The organism is Lentzea sp. NEAU-D7, assembly GCF_026242055.1.
In the GTDB taxonomy this organism is placed as follows: domain Bacteria; phylum Actinomycetota; class Actinomycetes; order Mycobacteriales; family Pseudonocardiaceae; genus Lentzea.
In genome coordinates this window covers 1-15989 of sequence record NZ_JAPJDL010000016.1, presented here as the reverse complement: position 1 = coordinate 15989, position 15989 = coordinate 1, and the positions used below count along the sequence as shown (strand labels likewise).

The window sequence follows — 15989 nt, the reverse complement described above, 5'->3', positions numbered from 1 at the left end:
AGATCCGGACCGCCCGTGCAAAGCGTTGTGTGAATCAGAGGTCGTACAACCGCGACCAGGTGTCGCGACTGGTGAGCTTGCCCATCGCGGCCCGGTAGGAGCGCTGCATCTCCGGAGCCCTGCGGTACAGCTCGCGGAAGACCTTGGCGCCCTGCTTGGACAGGCGCACGGCGAGTTCCTTGTCCCGCTTGCGGACCCGCACGCCTTCCTGCGACGCGTCGGTCACGACCGCCGTGTTGAACAGCGAGACGTGCCACCACGCCGAGTCACCGGCGGGAACGGCACCGGCCTCGTGCACGGACTTGCCGAGCAGCTGGTTCACGAGCCGCTTGGCGAACACCGGCGCGATCAGCTTCGGCGTCGGCGCGGCGCTGATCATCGGCAGGCTGCCCGGCTTGAAACCGGGGATCTCCGACGCCGGGTGCCGCACCGTCTCCGGGAACTCGGCGCGCAGCTTGCGGATGTCCGCCGCCGCCTGCACACCGCCGTCCGCCAGGAAGTCCGGGCCCTTCAGGAAGTCCTCGATCGCCTTGAGCTGGGTGGCGGCGAGGCCGTACTGCATGCCCAGGATGTACGTGGCGAACTGCTTGGCCATGCCGCGCACGATCATCTTCGGGTCGAAGCGGCTGTGCAGCGCGGAGGTGATCAGGGCGTTGCGCAGGTTGAAGTACCTGTGCCAGTCGTCCCAGTCCTTCCAGTGGAAGTCCGCGTGCCAGACACCGGCGCCGGGCAGCGACACGGTGGCGAAACCGTGTTCACGCGCGCGGTAGCCGTACTCGATGTCGTCCCACTGGAAGAACAGCGGCAGCGGGTAGCCGACCGCCTTCACGATCTCCGACGGGATGAGGCACGACCACCAGCCGTTGTACCCGGCGTCGACGCGCTTGTCCTGGACGTTGCGCTTGCCCGTCTCCTCGTCGTACCCGGTGAGGTCGGCGTTGAACAGCGCGCCTTCCACGACCTGGCCCGGCGCGAGGGTGTCGAGGTTCGCGTACTCGGCACCGACGTGCAGGAAGTTCGGGTGCAGCAGGTAGAGCATCTGACCGCCGACGATCGTCGGCTGGGTCGTGCGGTTCGCGAACGCGGTGAGCCTGATGACGATCTCGGGCTCGCACAGCACGTCGTCGTCCATGAACAGGACGTTGGCGTGCTCGGCGTGGTCGATCTCGGTGACCTCGTAGAGGCCGCGCGTGAAGCCGCCGGCACCACCGAGGTTCGGCTGGCGGATGTAGCGCAGCTTGGGCCCGAGCGCGGCCGAGACCTCGGCGAACCGCTCACGCGACTCGACGGCGTCCGTGCCCTGGTCGACGACGTAGACCGTGTCGACGAGCTTCAGCGGCTCCGGGTCCGACGCGAGGGCCGCCATCGTGTTGAGGCAGTCGTCGACGCGGTTGAACGTGCAGATGACCACGGCGGTCGGCCGCACCGTCTTCGGCGGCGCGACCGTCCAGCGGACCTGCTCCACGACGAGCGAGTCGTCGGCGGTGGTCACGTCGAACCAGAGACCACCGCCGTCGGTGAACTTGTCGATCTTCGCGGTCAGGCGCACCTTCTGCGCTTTCGCGCCGGCGACCTTCTCCGCGACGACCGTGCGGGTCTCACCCTCGGAGTCCGAGGCGACGAGGGCGACCTGGCCGGAGCCGGTCACCTCGAGCTCGAGCTCCACCTCGGGGCTCACGCACCACCGCTGCCAGTACGACGCGGGGAAACGCCCGAAGTAGGTGTTCATCGAGACGGTGGCGTTCGGGTGGACCACCATGCGGTGACGTTCCCGCTCCGCGATCCCGCGCTTCACCTCGGCGTACAGGTCCTCCGAGACGATCTGGGAGGGCCCTGCGAACAGGCCGCGCTGCGTCAGCAGCTTCTCCGGCGCCTCGTGCTCCACGAGGTTGGACTTGCCCGGCATTGCGATTCAGTCCTCCAGCGACCCGTCCAGCGCCTGACCGGACGCCAGGTGCGGAGCGATCTTGTTGTCGAACACGCTCAGCGCAGAACCGATCGCCATGTGCATGTCCAGGTACTTGTACGTGCCGAGGCGCCCACCGAAGATCACGTTGCGCTCCGAGGCTTCCTTCTTGGCCAGCTCGCGGTAACGCTCCAGCTTGGTGCGGTCCTCAGCCGTGTTGATCGGGTAGTACGGCTCGTCGTCCTTCTCCGCGGCGCGGGAGAACTCCCGAACAATAACCGTCTTGTCGTTCGGGTACTCGCGCTCCGGGTGGAAGTGGCGGAACTCGTGGATGCGCGTGTAGGGCACGTCCGCATCGTTGTAGTTCATGACCGGCGTGCCCTGGAAGTCGCCGATCGGCAGCACTTCCTGCTCGAAGTCGAGCGTACGCCAGCCGAGCCAGCCCTCGGAGTAGTCGAAGTAGCGGTCGACCGGGCCGGTGTAGACGACCGGCGTGCCGGCCGGGATCTCGTCCTTGACGTCGAAGTAGTCCGTGGACAGCTTGACGTCGATGTTCGGGTGGTCCGCCATCTTCTCGAGCCACGCGGTGTAGCCGTCGACCGGCAGGCCCTCGTAGGTGTCGTTGAAGTAGCGGTTGTCGAAGGTGTAGCGCACCGGCAGGCGGCTGATGACCGCCGCGGGCAGCTCCTTCGGGTCCGTCTGCCACTGCTTGGCCGTGTAGGCCTTGATGAACGCCTCGTAGAGGGGACGGCCGACCAGCGAGATGGCCTTCTCCTCGAGGTTCTTCGCGTCCTTGGTGTCGATCTCCGCGGCCTGCTCGGCGACCCACGCCTTCGCGTCCTCGGGCGACATGTACCGGCCGACGAACTGCGACAGCAACCCGAGACCCATCGGGAACTGGTACGCCTGACCGTTGTGCATCGCGAACACGCGGTGCTGGTAGCTCGTGAACGAGGTGAACTGGTTCACGTACTCCCACACGCGCTTGTTGGACGTGTGGAACAGGTGCGCGCCGTAGCGGTGCACCTCGATGCCTGTCTCGGGCTCTGCCTCCGAATAGGCGTTGCCTCCGATGTGGTCACGCCGCTCCAGCACCAGCACCCGCTTGTTCAGCTGGGACGCGGTGCGCTCGGCGACCGTGAGGCCGAAGAATCCGGAACCGACGACGATCAGGTCATAACCTGCGAAGCTCACGGCAAGCGAGGTTACCTGCATGCCCCGAGTGGCCCGAATTCAGGGCTGGGCTCGGAGAAGTTGTTCTTCGGTCGTCGTGACGCGCTTGTCCAGCTCGGCACGCACGCCTTCCAGCTCACAGCGCAGCAACGCGATCTCCTCCACCGTGGTGCGCACCTCTTCCTCGAGGTGACCCACCTCGCTGGACAGTTGCAGCACGACGAAGAGCAGCGTGAACGCGGCGGCGGCGAACAGGAAGTTGGCCGCGAGCTGGATCCCGGTGAGGTTCGACAACCACGTCGGGAGGCCGGGGATCGCGCCCAGGAGGACCACACCGACACCGACGAACAGCCACATCGCCGCGTACTTCTCGCGGAGCTTGCGACGCCGCATCATTTCGACGACGACGATCAGCACGACCGCCGCGACCGCAATCGCCAGCAAACGGAACGCAGACACGGGAGCCTCCTAAGCGGCTTCGAAGGAGCCGGTCTTGGGCTTGCGGCGAACGAGGGCGAGTGTCAGCGCCAGGGTGGCCCGCAGCAGGTAGACGGCGGACTTCACCGGCGACGTGCTCGGCGTACCGCCGGCGCGCACGCGCATCTCCACGGGCACCTGGACGATCTTCAGATCGGCCCGTGCCGCCATGACGAGCGCCTCCAGCGTGTCGCCGAGGTACTCCGCCGGGTAGTGGGCGGCGAACAGCCGCACCGCGCGCGGACCGGACGCCTTGAACCCCGACGTGACGTCGGTGAGCTTGGTGCCGGAGATCGCCGAGATGACCACGGCGAAGAGCTTCATGGCCCAGCGGCGCGGGCCGCGGGCCTTGTAGTCGCCCTTGCCCGCGAACCGGGCGCCGATGGCGATGTCCGCGTGTTCGAGCTCGCGCAGCAACTCGGGCACGTGCGCCGGGTTGTGCTGACCGTCGGAGTCCACCTGGACCACGACGTCGAACCCGTTGCGCACGGCGTAGCGGAACCCGGTGCGCATCGCACCGCCGACACCGAGGTTCACCGCGAGGCGCGCCACCTGGGCGCCGCTCTCCCGGGCACGCAGCGAGGTCTGGTCCGTGGAACCGTCGTCCACGACCAGCACGCCGACCTCGGGGAGGGCGGCCTTCACCTCGGCGATGACCTTCTCGATGTTGTGCTCCTCGTTCAACGCGGGAAGCACGATGAGCACTCGTCGCAAGTCGACAGAGTCAGACACGTCGAGGAGCCTAACCAGTAGAGGTTTCAGCACGGACACCAGGCCGCAGCACGAAAGCCATGGCCACGAACGCACCGATGGTCGGCGCGACCACCAGACCGAGCACGGCGCGCAACACCAGGTCACCGGGCGCGAACGTCAGCACCAGCACGCTGAGTGCCGCGACGAGCGCCCACAGGAGCAGGACCTTCGCACCCTCGGTGCGTGCGACCAGCACGGCGGCGAGCAGCATCACGGCACCGAGCAGCACCGAAGACCACACCAGGCCTGCGACGACCCAGCCGGGAACGTCGTACTGGGAGCCGAAGAGGAGCTCGACGACCCACGGGCCGATGAGCCAGCCGAACGCCGCACCGACCGCCGCCAGCCCGAACGCTCCTGCTGAACCTTTGACCAACAGGGCACGAAGCCTTCCGTGCCCCTCCTCGTCCTGAGAGAGCCGCACGACGGCCGGCACGGCCATCGCCTGCACCGGCGACAGCAGCAGCAGCGGCAGCCTGGCCACGGTGAGAGCCAGGAACAGGCCGCTGAGCGCCTCCAGCTCCTCCCTGGTGGTGGCGAAGAGCTTCACGATCGCCGGGTAACCGGTCAGCACCGACGCGGTGAGACCGGCGCTGAGCATCAGCACCAGGATCCGCCTGGCCACGACGCCCCACGGCTCGGCGCCGCCGCGCAGGTCGAGGTGCTTGCGCGCACGGAAGCCGAACGGGAGGAACGCGAACGAGCCCGCGGCGACGGCGATCGCGAGCGGCACCACGCCGTTGAGACCGAGCACGACGAAGAGGCCGAGCAACCCGATCCGCACGGCCGCCTCGGTGACCACCAGGCCACCGAACGACTTGGCCTCGTGGAAGCCGATGAGCGTGCCGCGGGTGCCGAACTGCACGGCGAACGCGAGACCGGACGCCAGGGCGACGAGCGCGAGCACCGTGTGCTCGCCGAAGAGCCTTGCGCTCACCGGCGGCAGGGCGACGAGGAGTCCGAACAACCCCACGGCCGCCGCCGCGACCGCGACCGTGCGCAGGGCGGTGGCGTCGGCCCGCTTGCCCGCCACGTCGGCCACCGCGGCCAGGCGCGACAACTCCTGCTCGACCGGCGCGAGCGTGCTGCCGACACCGAAGACGATGCCCCAGAACGTGAGGAAGACCGCGTTGTCCGCCGGGGACAGGGTGCGGGCGGTCACGATGAGGATCGGATAACCCAGCCCTGCCGCGATCAGCACCGCGATTCCCACGGTGCCGAGAGAGCGGCCAGCGGTCTTCTCGGTCACCTGGTCAGTGCCTTCTTCAACGCGAGGAACAGACCGCGCACCACGCCCGAGCCGAAGCTCGCCGCGAACACCGGCAGCAGCTTGGACACGGCCAGCGCCTGCCCCTTGGACGCGCCGGCCTTGCGGGCCACCGCGCCCGCCGCGACCATGCCCAGCAACACGAGCACGAGAGCCGTCTTCGGGAACTTCGCCGCGATGACGAGCCCGACCACGCCGACGGCCATGGCGGCGAACAACGCGTTGCGCGCGGGACCGGGCGAGTCGAGGTAGCTGTCGACGAAGGTGGTGCCGCGGAAGTACGCGTGCTTCACGAACTTCTTGAACGAGTCACGGCTGTTGTAGGTGGCCGCGAACTCCGGCGTCAGGTGGATGTTCTCCCGTTCGGCGATCCACCGCAGCATGCGGGTGTCGTCGCTGGCCAGCTTCACGTCGTCGAACAGCGACTCGAACGACCGCGCCGCCGCTTCGAGCAGGTCGCGCGGCGCGCAGAAGAACCCGGTGCCCTTGGGGTAGACGTCGAACTCGTCCGCGCCGAACGACACCAGCCGCGGGTTCGCCATGTAGCGCCGCCAGCCGATCGCGACCAGCCCGGCCCAGAACCCGCCGTAGGGGTTGCCGTCGGTGCTGACGTTGATGTGGCCGTTCCACACCTTGCGGTCCGGGTGCTGCAGGAACTGGTCCTTCAGGAACGCGAAGGCGTCCGGCTCGATGATGACGCGGGCGTCCAGGAGCAGGACGCGCTCGCCGGTGGCGGCGCGGATGCCGGCCTGGCGCGCGGCGAAGCGACCCGCGTTCTCCTGGCTCACGACGGTGATGCCGAACCGCTCGGTGAGCTCGACGAGGCGCTTGGGCGTGCCGTCGGTGCTGCCGTCGTCCACCGCCACGATCTCGGCCGGCCAACCAGCGCGTTCGAGCGACACCGTCAGCGCCTCGACGGAGCGCCCGATCCAGTCCTGTTCGTTGTAGACCGGGATCACGATGCTGAGGCTGGGGACGTCGGGGAGGGATTTGCTCCGGCTCGTCACACCTGACAGTATCCAGGCGGTCCGTTGATCCCCAGCCTCAGGGGTCCTTCCCGTGATCGCCTTCATCGCAGGTACCACCGCTGAACTCATCAAGGTGGCGCCCGTTTACCACGCGCTCGTCGCCCGCGGTTCGAAGCCGCTGTTGTGGTTCACCGCGCAGCACTTCGACGAGGTCGCCGACGTCCTCGAAGACCTCCAGCTGCCTGAGCCGGACCTGTGGCTGGTGCCGCGGGGCAAGGCGCGCAACCTGGAGACTCCCAAGCAGGTTCCCGGCTGGGCGCTCTCCGTCGCCCAGACCGCGTGGGGCCAGCGCAAAGAACTGCGCCGATCGCTCACCACCGACGGCAAGCCCGGCCTGGTGGTCGTGCACGGCGACACCTTCACCACCCCGTACGGCAGCCTCATCGCCCGCCGCCTCCTCGGCGCCCGCGTGGCCCACGTCGAGGCCGGCATGCGCTCCGGCAGCCTGCTCTCGCCGCTGCCGGAAGAGCTCAACCGCCGCATTGCGACGAAGCTCACGGACGTCCACTTCGCCCCGTCGCAGAACGAGGTCGACAACCTCCGCGGCGCTCGCGGCGTCGTCGTGAACACCGGCGCGAACACCGTCATCGACGCGATGCGCCTCGCGATCAACGCGAACACGACCGAGGACCTCCCCGAGGAGTTCGGTCTCGCCACGCTGCACCGCTTCGAGCTCGTGTCCCGCACGGACAAGTTCCGCGAGGCGCTGGAGCTGTTGAAGAAGGCCAGCGAGAAGACCCCGATGCTCTACCTGGCCGGCGCGCCGGAGCGGGAGCGCATCGAGCGGCACGGCTGGGGCCACCTGTTCGACAACGAGCGCTTCATCATGCGCCCCAAGAAGCGTTACCTGCAGTTCCTGCCGATCCTGGCGCGCGCCAAGTTCGTCGTCACCGACTCCGGTGGCCTGCAGCAGGAGTGCTCCTACATCGGCATGCCGTGCGCGATCCACCGCGAGCGCACCGAGACCAAGCAGGGCCTCGGCCAGAACATCGTGCTGACCGGCATGGAGACCTCTCGGCTGGAGAAGTTCCTCGGTGAGTACGAGACGCTGCGCCGTCCGTCCATCATGGAGAAGTACCACCCGAGCGAGATCATCGCGGACACGCTGACCCAGCTCGGTTACGTGTAGGTCCTCACCGCGCGAAAGAGGGGCCCGCCTGCCGGCGGGCCCCTCTTCTGCTTGTGCCGTCAGGAAGTCTGACCGGTTCCCGGTTCGACGAACTCGTAGATGGTGGCCTGCGGGTTCTCGTAGACCTTCCGCACCTCGGGCAGCCGTTCCAGGGCCATCAGCCCCGGCGCGGGCCGCGAGTTCGACCGCACGTAGCCGGCACCGACGAGGGCGTACTTCACGCCCAGGGCGTTGATGGCCTTGCGGACGTTCGGGTCCTTGTCGATGTCCTGCAGGTGCCAGGTGATCTGCCCGGCGTTGGTCTTCTCGTCCGCGCCGTAGAACGTCCACTCCACGGGCTTCACGCCGGCCAGCGCGTACATCCACACGGAGCCGTCCAGCCTGTCGTTGACGACCGGGCGGTCCTTCGAGTGCTCGGCGAGCCACTTGTAGGCCTCGCGTTCGCCCCTCGTGACGGTCGCGCCCTCGTTGTTGGTCTCCGACAGGCGTTCCGCGTTGCGTCCGATGTAGGCGCCCTTGCCCAGCAGGCCGAGCACGAGCACACCGGCGAGGCCGAACGCGACGGGCACGACGAACGCGGCGCGCTGCGGGCTGACGCGGGAGCCGAGCTTCGCGGTCAGGCCGGTGGCGACGGTCTGCCCCAGCTCACCGACGGCGATGGCACCGGCGAGCGGCAGCAGCGCCGCGAACCGCCAGGCGTCGTTGTAGAACGGCCCGCTGAGCGAGTTGATCAACGGGTTGTTCAGCGACGCGGTGCCGGCGTACAGCGCACCCAGCAGGATCCACGCACCGACGACCCACAACATGGTGCGGTGCTTGATCATCAGCACGATGCCGGTGATCGCCGCGACGCCGAGGAACCACTGCGGGAACGCGACCACCGGGGAGAACAGCAGCGTCTGGCCGATGCCCTCCGCGGGTGACGCGAACTCGTCCCACTGCGCGCCGGTCACACCGGCGGACTGGACCAGGGCCGGCAGCATCACCGGGATGACGGCGAGCAGGCCGAGCGCCGCGGTGAGGGCGAGCGGCTTCCAGGTCGCCTTCCAGTCGATCGGCTCCAGCTTGAAGGCCAGCGCCAGCGCCAGCATCAGGATGTACGCGAACGCGATGAACACGAGGCTCGTGTGCAGGCCGGTGAGACCGGCGACCGCGAGCGCGAGGCCGAGCGGGCCGGTCAGGCCGCGCGTGGTCATGATCTTGCGGGCGATGGCCAGCGTGGCGGGCACCAGGGCGACACCGGCGACGTAGGGCCACAGCGGACCGCGCCACAGCGAGTCGTACGGGAACGCCGTGAACCACGTCGACACACCGGCGGCGATCGCGGCGCCGAGCGGCGGCATGCGCCACGCGAGCGCCAGTGCCGCGATGCCCAGCGGCCACGCGAGGATCACCGAGAGCGCGGCGAGGTTCAGCAGCTCCGGCATGCCCACCGCCTTGTCGAGCAGCGGAGCCAGCAGCGCGTGGTAGGTGTTGGGGTAGAAGTACTTCGTGCCGGCCGGCAGGTTCGCGATCTGCGCGAGCGCGGACGGCAGCGCGGTGGAGTGCTCGGAGATCCACCGGATGGCGTTGCCGTGGTACGGCGCGTCCCAGTCCTGGTTGACCGTGCTGAGCGTGCCGCCGATGCCGCGCAGGAACGTCGCCGCGCCCACGGCCATGCCGAGCACGACACCGCCGAGGACGACGAGGTTCTCGCCGAGCGAGCGCTTCGGCTCCTCGATCAGCGGCTCGTCACCGGTGCGACGGGAGACGAGCCACGTCACGACGCCGACCACGGCGGCCAGCACCACCGACCACAGCGCGAGCGACAGCAGGTTCCACGAGATGCCGAGGTTGCCCAGCACCAGTGTGCCGAGCGCGACGGTGCCGAAGGTCAGCACCGGCGCCGCGGCCGCGAGGGTCCAGCCTCTCAGCCGCAGCGCGAGCCCGACCGCGAGGCCGGGCAGGATGAACGCCAGAACGACGAATGCACCCATCAGAGTTCAGTTCCTCGGGGTCAGCCGGCGACCGCGGCGGACTTCGCCTTGACCTCGGCGACGGCGCGGTGCGATGGCAGGATGCGGCGGCGCTCGTCATCGGCGTCCAGGTTGCCCGCGATGAGGTCGATGAACCGGTCGAGCTGGGTCGCGAGCGGCTCACGCGCCGTGACCAGCTCCGGGATCTCGATGACGGTCTGCTGGCGGTAGCCGCGGCCGTCCGGGTCGGAGTCGTGCGAGATGTGCTTGTAGATCGTCACGTCGCGGCGCAGCAGGTCGACCTCGATCGACCGGTCCAGCTCCTGGATCGTCAGCAGGCGGATCTTGCGCTGACCGATCCGGCTCGCCGAGACGCTCGCGATGCCGCCGGAGGGGAACGTGAGCAGCGTGTCCACCACGTCCTCCGCGCCCGGCACCGACGACGGGTGGAACTGGGCCACGCCGGCCGAGACGCGCTGGGGCTCCGCGCCGCCGAAGCACTGGATGGCCAGGTCGACGTCGTGCACCAGCAGGTCCCAGGCCACGCCGGTGAGGATGCGCGGCGCGTACGGCGAGTGGCGCTGTGCCGAGACGTACACCGGCTCGGTGATCAGGCCGAGCGCCGTCATCACGGCCGGGTTGTAGCGCTCCAGCAGACCGCACATGATCGGCAGGCCCTTGGCCTCGGAGATCTTCAGGACCTCCTCGGTCTGCTCCAGCGAGGCGCAGACCGGCTTCTCGACGAGCAGCGGCTTGTCCTTCTCGAGGACCTCCAGCGCGAGGCCGTGGTGGCTCTCGGTGCTGGACGCGAGGATCACCGCGTCGATGCCGTCGAGGTCGCCCATCTCGGGCGCCCACGTCGTCTCGAACTTGTCCGCGGCGGCCTTGCCGATCTCCTCGCGCGGATCGACGATCAGGGCGAGCTCGGCGCGTTCGGACTGGGCGGTCACACGGGCGTGCAGCGAGCCCATGTTGCCGACACCGATGACGGCGATGCGGGGCAGGTTGCTCATGCTCCCAGCACCTCGCGGACCGTCGTGATGATCGTGTCGAGCTCGGCGTCGGTCAGCTTCGGGTGCACCGGCAGCGACAGCGCCTGGCGGGCGACGCGCTCGGCGACCGGCACGTCGGAGATGACGACCTTCGGGTTGTCCCGGTAGCAGTCGTAGTCGAACACCGTCTTCGGGTAGTAGATCCCGTTGCCGATGCCCTTCTCGGTCAGCTTGGCGGCGAACTCGTCGCGGCTGATCGGGGCGTCGTCGGTGATCAGCACGGTGTACTGGTGCCAGACGTGCGTGCGGCCCGGCAGCACCTGCGGCAGCTGGAGGCCCTTCACGCCGGCGAGGCCCTTGTTCAGGGTCTCGGCGTTGGCCTGGCGCGCCTTGGTGATCGTCTCGAGGTTCTCCAGCTGCGGGATGCCGATCGCCGCGTGGATGTCGGTCATGCGGTAGTTGTGGCCCGCGACCTCGTACTGGTAGCGGGCGCGCATGCCCTGGTTGCGCAGCACGCGCAGCCGGTCCGCGAGGGTGTCGTCCGACGTCGTGATGACGCCGCCCTCGGCGGTGGTGATGTTCTTGGTCGCGTAGAGCGAGAAGCAGCCGAGACCGAAGCTGCCCGACGGGCGGCCCTCGTAGGTGGCGCCGACGGCCTGCGCCGAGTCCTCGACGAGCGCGAGTCCGTGCTCCTGCACGACGGGCATGATCTTGCCCATGTCCGCCATCTGCCCGTAGAGGTGCACGGGCATGAGCACCTTGGTGTTCGGGGTGACGGCGTCCTCGACCTTGTCCGCGTCGATGTTGAAGTCGTCGTCGCGGATGTCGGCGAACCGAGCCGTCGCGCCGGCTTCGAGGATGGCGTTCAGCGTCGCCACGAAGGTGAACGGCGAGGTGATGACCTCGTCACCCGGCTGCAGGTCGAGGACCTGCAGCGACGCCACGAGCGCGGTGGTCCCGTTGTTCACGGCCACGGCGTGCGGAACACCCGCGACGCCTGCGAAGGCATCCTCGAAGCGCTTGACCATCGGGCCCTGGGCGATCGCTCCCGAGCGCAGCACCTGGACCACCAGCTGCTCGGCAGCGGCGACGTCAACAACAGTAATCGGGATCATTCAGCAGTCTCTCGCCTTCGGGGATGTCCACCGGCGCGGCCGGTACAGTGCTCTGGCCTGCACGCGGGGCCCCACGCTACCCGTATGGGCTATGCCGCCTGTTTCCACCTCCTGATCGGACGCCCGTGGTCAACCACATCCATCCCAGTGCTGTTGTCGGTGACGGCGTCGAACTCGGCGACGGGATCACCATCGGTCCCGGCGCGGTCGTGCTGGGACCGTGCGTCGTCGAGGACGGGACGTGGATCGGACCGGGCTGCGTCATCGGCACTCCCCCGGAGATCACCTCGGCCGAGCACAACCGGGCGTGGGACGGCTCCCTGGCGCACGCGGGCGTGCACATCGGCGCGCGGGTCGTGATCCGCGAGCTCAGCACCGTCCACCAGGGCTCGTACCGGGCGACGACCATCGGCGCCGACTCGTGGCTGCTCAACCGCGTGTACGTGGCGCACGACAGCCTGGTCGGCACGGGCGTCACGCTGTCGGCCGGTGTGTCGCTCGGCGGCCACGTGCAGATCAACGACAAGGTCAACGTCGGCATGAACGCCTCGGTGCACCAGCGCCGCGTCATCGGCGCCGGCGCCATGATCGGCATGGGCACGCCCGTGTCGAAGGACGTGCCCCCGTTCGCCCGCGCCTACGGCAGCCCGATCCGGGTGCACGGCGTCAACTCCGTCGGCATGAGCCGCTCCGGCGTCTCCGACGCCGCGATCGAGGCGCTGACCAGCGCGTACGACGCCGGACGACTGCCGGAGGAGATCCCCGCCGAGCTGGAGGTCGCCTTCAAGTGGTGGACCGAGGCCGAGGCCGCGAAGCCGTTGGTGGGCTAGAACCAGCGTTCTAGGACCATCGCCACGCCGTCCTCGGAACTGGGCGCGGTGACCTCGTCGGCGGCGGCGAGCGCGGCCTCGTGCCCGTTCGCCATGGCCACGCCGTGACCGGCCCACCTGAGCATCTCGACGTCGTTGGGCATGTCGCCGAAAGCGATCACGTCCTGCGCGGACACGCCGAACCGCTCGGCCACGTCGGCTAGTCCGCTCGCCTTGGTGACGCCGTGGACCGCGAGCTCGATCAGCCCGTTGTCGGTCGAGTAGGTCAGGTCGACCTGCCCGTCGAGCATCTCGCCGATGCCCACCGCCATCTCACCGCTGGTCATGCCCGTGTGCCTGACCAGCAGCTTGATCGCCGGGTGGCCGAGCGTCTCGCCGCGGGTCACGCCGACGTTCGGCCCCTCGGGCCACGGGTGCGAGTAGCTGAGCTCGGCGACGAACGTGGCGTCGTCCTGCGCGGTGCCGACGCGTTCGACCGCGAAGGTGCAGCCGGGCAGGGAGTGGTCGATGGTGGAGACGATGTCGTGCAACTGCATCGGGTCGAGCGTGCGCGCCCAGACGATCTCGTCGCGGCCGACGTCGTAGAGGACCGCGCCGTTCGCGCACACCGCGAGGCCGTCGAGTCCGGCTGACTTGGCGATCTGCGGCACCCACCGCGGCGGCCTGCCGGTGGCCAGTACGAACGGCACGCCCGCCTCCAGCACGCGGCCGACGACCGCGGCTGTGCGCGGGGTCACGCCTTCTCGCGGAGGGGGGCCGAGCAGGGTGCCGTCTACGTCCGATGCGACCAATCTGGGCTGTTCCACGCCCCCATGGTGCCTGGTCCAAGTTCGTCAGGGGCTGAACAGCTGGTTACCTTAGCGATCGTGCGCGCTGGAATCGTGATCCTTCCCGAACACCGGTGGTGGATGGCCGAACCCAAGTGGCGCGCCGCCGAGGAGTACGGCTTCCACCACGCGTGGACCTACGACCACCTCGGCTGGCGCACCCTGGTCGACGGTCCGTGGTTCGGCGCCGTCCCGACGCTGACAGCCGCGGCCATGGTCACGTCGCACATCCGGCTCGGCACGTTCGTCGCGAGCCCCAACTTCCGCCACCCCGTGCCGTTCGCGCGGGACCTGCTGGCGCTCGACGACGTGTCGGACGGCCGGTTCACGCTCGGCGTCGGCGCAGGTGGGGCGGGGTACGACACGACGGTGCTCGGCGACAAGCCGCCACTGCCGCAGGACCGCACGGCCCGGTTCGCCGAGTTCGTCGAGCTGCTCGACCAGCTGCTGGTCAGGGACCGCACGACGTGGCAGGGCCAGTTCTACGCGGCGGACGAGGCCCGCGGCGCGCCCGGCTGCGTGCAGCGGCCGAGGCTGCCGTTCCTGGTCGCCGCGAACGGCCCGAAGGCGATGCGGATCGCCGCGAGGTTCGGCCAGGCGTGGGTCACCACCGGCCCGCCGACCGAGGACGTCGAGGCGTGGTGGCGCGGTGTGCACACGCTGTCGGAGCAGTTCAGCGAGACGTTGGCCACAGAGGGCAGGACCACGCGGATGCACCGCTACCTGAACCTCGACTCCGCTCCGGTGTACTCGCTGTCGAGCGCGCAGTGCTTCCAGGACGCCGTGGGCAGGGCGGCCGCGCTGGGCTTCACCGACGTCGTCGCGCACTGGCCGCGGCACGACGGCGTGTACGCGGGCAGCGAGTCGGTGGTCGAGGAGGTCGCGGCGGACGTTCTGCCCGTTCTCGGGCATTAGCGTGTACGGGGTGCGACATGTCGTGGTGATCGGTGGCGGAATCGTCGGGCTCGCGGTGGCGAACGAGCTCGCGTCGCGGGGCTCCCGCGTGACGGTGCTCGAGAAGGAACGCGTCTGGGGCGCGCACCAGACCGGTCACAACAGCAACGTCGTGCATGCCGGCCTCTACTACAAGCCGGGCTCGCTCAAGGCGCGGATGTCCGTCGCCGGCAACGCGTCCATGATCGCGTTCGCCCGTGACCACGGCGTCCCGGTCGACGTGTGCGGCAAACTCGTGGTCGCGACGGCGGAGTCGGAACTCCCCCGCCTGCACGACCTCGCGGCACGCGCGGAGGCCAACGGCGTCCCGGCGAAGCTGATCTCGGCCTCGGAGGCCCGCGAGCACGAGCCCGAGGTGTCGTGCGTGGCGGCGTTGCGCGTGGAGAGCACGGCGATCATCGACTACTCCGCCGTGTGCACCGCTCTGGTGGGGCTGCTGTCGTCGCACGACCTGCGCCTGAGCTCCCCCGCGCTCGCCATCCGTCCGGCTTCCTCGGGCGGCGTGGAGGTCGCGACACCACAGGGCGTGGTCAAGGCGGACGCGCTGGTGAACTGCGCGGGCCTGCACAGCGACCGGGTGGCGCGGCTGGCCGGCCTCACCCCGGCGGCGCGCATCGTGCCGTTCCGCGGCGAGTACTTCGAGCTGCGCCGCACGTCCCTGGTCCGCGGCCTGATCTACCCGGTGCCGGACCCGACGTTGCCGTTCCTCGGCGTGCACCTCACCCGCATGCTCGACGGCAGCGTGCACTGCGGCCCCAACGCCGTCCTGGCGCTGCGCCGCGAGGGCTACCGCTGGCGCGACTTCTCGCTGACCGACGTGGCCGATGTCGCCCGCTTCCCCGGCACGTGGCGGCTGGCCCGCAAGTACGCCCGCACCGGCGCCGAGGAGGTGCTGCGGTCGTTGTCGCGCAAGCGGTTCGCCGCCTCGCTGGCCCGGCTGGTCCCGGCCGTGCGCGAGGACGACCTGGTGCGTTCCGAGGCCGGTGTGCGAGCGCAGGCGATGCTGCCCGACGGGTCGCTGGTGGACGACTTCCTCATCGAGACCGCGCCACGCCAGGTGCACGTGTTGAACGCGCCTTCACCGGCCGCAACGGGCTCACTGGAGATCGCGAAGCACGTCGCCGACCGCCTGACCAGCTCGCTTTCCTGACAACGCTCTGCAGGGCCGGACGAATGTCCGGCCCTGCAGGAAAGCTCTCGCGTCAGACGATCGCCTTGTAGCCCGCCCAGTGGGCGCCGGTCCACATGGAACCGCCCCAGCCCAGACCACCCGCGCCGTTGCCCGCGTAGTACTCGAGGTTGCCGACCGCGTCGATTCCAGCGACGTCGACCTTGCCGTCACGGTTGTAGTCACCAGAAGTGATCAGACGCTGACCGGCCCAATGACCCGGACCACTCATCGCATTGCTGTACCCCAGACCACCAGCACCGTTCCCGGAATACAACTCCATCGTGCCGTCCGACGAAACCGCCGCAACATCCGACTTGCCGTCACCGTTGAAATCACCGGCAGTGATCATCCGCTGACCCGCCCAATGACCCGGACCACTCATCGCATTGCTGTACCCCAGACCACCAGCACC

At 69.2% G+C, this 15989-nt stretch carries 15 protein-coding genes; 4 read left to right on the top strand and 11 right to left on the bottom strand.

Going from position 1 to position 15989, the window contains the following annotated elements; genetic code table 11:
* Positions 1-34 precede the first annotated feature (34 nt).
* From ORI60_RS28470 to ORI60_RS28445, 6 genes are read right to left on the bottom strand one after another with little or no spacing between them, the layout of a single operon-like run.
* Positions 35-1906 carry a glycosyltransferase gene (locus tag ORI60_RS28470; protein ID WP_266041083.1) on the bottom strand — a complete coding sequence of 624 codons (1872 nt, stop codon included), beginning with the start codon at positions 1904-1906 and terminating at the stop codon, positions 35-37.
* Positions 1907-1912: 6 nt separating this feature from the next.
* The gene (gene glf / locus ORI60_RS28465; RefSeq protein ID WP_266041082.1) at positions 1913-3121 is read right to left on the bottom strand and encodes a UDP-galactopyranose mutase; all 1209 of its coding nucleotides are present in this window, start codon (positions 3119-3121) and stop codon (positions 1913-1915) included.
* 18 nt (positions 3122-3139) lie between these two features.
* Positions 3140-3538: a DUF2304 domain-containing protein gene (locus ORI60_RS28460; protein WP_266041081.1), complete on the bottom strand. Its 399-nt coding sequence runs from the start codon at positions 3536-3538 to the stop codon at positions 3140-3142.
* Positions 3539-3547: 9 nt separating this feature from the next.
* Complete coding sequence (locus ORI60_RS28455; RefSeq protein WP_266041080.1) at positions 3548-4288, bottom strand: glycosyltransferase family 2 protein; 741 nt, start codon at positions 4286-4288, stop codon at positions 3548-3550.
* Between the two features lie 10 nt (positions 4289-4298).
* Positions 4299-5558, bottom strand: a complete 1260-nt coding sequence (locus ORI60_RS28450; RefSeq protein WP_266041079.1) for a lipopolysaccharide biosynthesis protein — start codon at positions 5556-5558, stop codon at positions 4299-4301.
* Positions 5555-6583 (bottom strand): glycosyltransferase family 2 protein, encoded by a 1029-nt coding sequence (locus tag ORI60_RS28445; protein ID WP_266041078.1) that lies wholly within the window; start codon positions 6581-6583, stop codon positions 5555-5557. The genes ORI60_RS28450 and ORI60_RS28445 overlap by 4 nt, the downstream gene beginning before the upstream one ends.
* A gap of 52 nt (positions 6584-6635) precedes the next feature.
* On the opposite strand from ORI60_RS28445, the gene ORI60_RS28440 reads away from it, so the two are divergent.
* Positions 6636-7733, top strand: a complete 1098-nt coding sequence (locus tag ORI60_RS28440) for a UDP-N-acetylglucosamine 2-epimerase (RefSeq protein WP_266041077.1) — start codon at positions 6636-6638, stop codon at positions 7731-7733.
* A 59-nt stretch (positions 7734-7792) separates the two neighbouring features.
* On the opposite strand, the gene ORI60_RS28435 is transcribed toward ORI60_RS28440, so the two are convergent.
* Genes ORI60_RS28435 through ORI60_RS28425 form a run of 3 tightly spaced genes read right to left on the bottom strand, consistent with a single transcriptional unit; the run spans position 7793 to position 11795 of the window.
* Positions 7793-9709: a DUF6541 family protein gene (locus tag ORI60_RS28435; RefSeq protein ID WP_266041076.1), complete on the bottom strand. Its 1917-nt coding sequence runs from the start codon at positions 9707-9709 to the stop codon at positions 7793-7795.
* Between the two features lie 20 nt (positions 9710-9729).
* The gene (locus ORI60_RS28430) at positions 9730-10701 is read right to left on the bottom strand and encodes a Gfo/Idh/MocA family protein (RefSeq protein ID WP_266041075.1); all 972 of its coding nucleotides are present in this window, start codon (positions 10699-10701) and stop codon (positions 9730-9732) included.
* Positions 10698-11795: a DegT/DnrJ/EryC1/StrS family aminotransferase gene (locus tag ORI60_RS28425; RefSeq protein WP_266041074.1), complete on the bottom strand. Its 1098-nt coding sequence runs from the start codon at positions 11793-11795 to the stop codon at positions 10698-10700. Before ORI60_RS28425 ends, ORI60_RS28430 begins: the two co-directional genes overlap by 4 nt.
* 125 nt (positions 11796-11920) lie before the next feature.
* On the opposite strand from ORI60_RS28425, the gene ORI60_RS28420 reads away from it, so the two are divergent.
* Positions 11921-12625, top strand: a complete 705-nt coding sequence (locus tag ORI60_RS28420; RefSeq protein ID WP_266041073.1) for a UDP-N-acetylglucosamine acyltransferase — start codon at positions 11921-11923, stop codon at positions 12623-12625.
* On the opposite strand, the gene ORI60_RS28415 is transcribed toward ORI60_RS28420, so the two are convergent.
* Positions 12622-13431, bottom strand: a complete 810-nt coding sequence (locus ORI60_RS28415; protein WP_266041072.1) for an HAD family hydrolase — start codon at positions 13429-13431, stop codon at positions 12622-12624. The genes ORI60_RS28420 and ORI60_RS28415 overlap by 4 nt on opposite strands.
* 60 nt (positions 13432-13491) lie before the next feature.
* Here ORI60_RS28415 and ORI60_RS28410 point away from each other — a divergent pair, with 60 nt between their 5' ends.
* Positions 13492-14367: an LLM class flavin-dependent oxidoreductase gene (locus ORI60_RS28410; protein ID WP_266041071.1), complete on the top strand. Its 876-nt coding sequence runs from the start codon at positions 13492-13494 to the stop codon at positions 14365-14367.
* Positions 14368-14377: 10 nt separating this feature from the next.
* The gene (gene lhgO, locus ORI60_RS28405; protein ID WP_266041070.1) at positions 14378-15556 is read left to right on the top strand and encodes an L-2-hydroxyglutarate oxidase; all 1179 of its coding nucleotides are present in this window, start codon (positions 14378-14380) and stop codon (positions 15554-15556) included.
* Between the two features lie 52 nt (positions 15557-15608).
* Here the strand turns inward: lhgO and ORI60_RS28400 are convergent.
* Positions 15609-15989, bottom strand: a 381-nt coding sequence (locus ORI60_RS28400; protein WP_266041069.1) for an FG-GAP repeat domain-containing protein, incomplete at its 5' end; no start/stop codon positions are given.